The 636-nt window shown below is 58.8% G+C and carries 1 protein-coding gene; it reads right to left on the reverse strand.

Annotated features, from left to right (window positions below; translation table 11 throughout):
- Positions 1-116 precede the first annotated feature (116 nt).
- Positions 117-636 (reverse strand): EF-hand domain-containing protein (locus tag CSC74_RS17325; protein WP_425501482.1); only part of this gene is annotated, 520 nt, incomplete at its 5' end.

Raw genomic sequence — 636 nt, forward strand, 5'->3', positions numbered from 1 at the left:
CGCCCGTCTACCAATACGATTGGTTATATGATACAATACCACCAATATTGATTTTGTCACGTTAACTGAAACGTCTGTTACAGCTAGAGCTTGCTATGCGCATCTTCGTGTCTTGCTTATCTATGGTTTGTCTGATTCCCCAGACCTCTAGACTGTGATACTAGCACTGTAATCTCCTTGCAGTGCAAACCCATTTTTTTTCGCGACTTCGGGTTGGTGGTCGGCACCGGCCGCGCCTTGGCGCGGACGTCCTTCTTCTCGCCCGGAGTCATGCCGCGTTCCTGGCCGGCGTCGATCTCCTCGTCGGTGACGTAGCCGTCGCCATTGATGTCGTACTTGGCGAAATCGTCACTGGTCTTGTGGCCACCGGCGGTGAACTCGGCCAGGGACAGGCGGCTGTCGCCGTCGGCGTCCATCTTCTTGACCTTGTCGGTGCTGGACAGGTTGCCGTCGCCGGCGATGGCGGCACCGGCGAATGCGAACGCGGCCGAGGCGAGGATGATGCGGATCGTCTTCATGGGTATCTCCTGTGGGGGCGGTTCGCCGCCCTGTGTGCGGATCATTGGCGATGCCGCGTTGACCGGATGCGAACGCAACGGCTGCGCGGCGTGAAATGCCCGCGGCGTGGACGTACTG

The sequence above is a fragment of the Pseudoxanthomonas yeongjuensis genome (assembly GCF_010093345.1).
Classification (GTDB): domain Bacteria; phylum Pseudomonadota; class Gammaproteobacteria; order Xanthomonadales; family Xanthomonadaceae; genus Pseudoxanthomonas_A; species Pseudoxanthomonas_A yeongjuensis.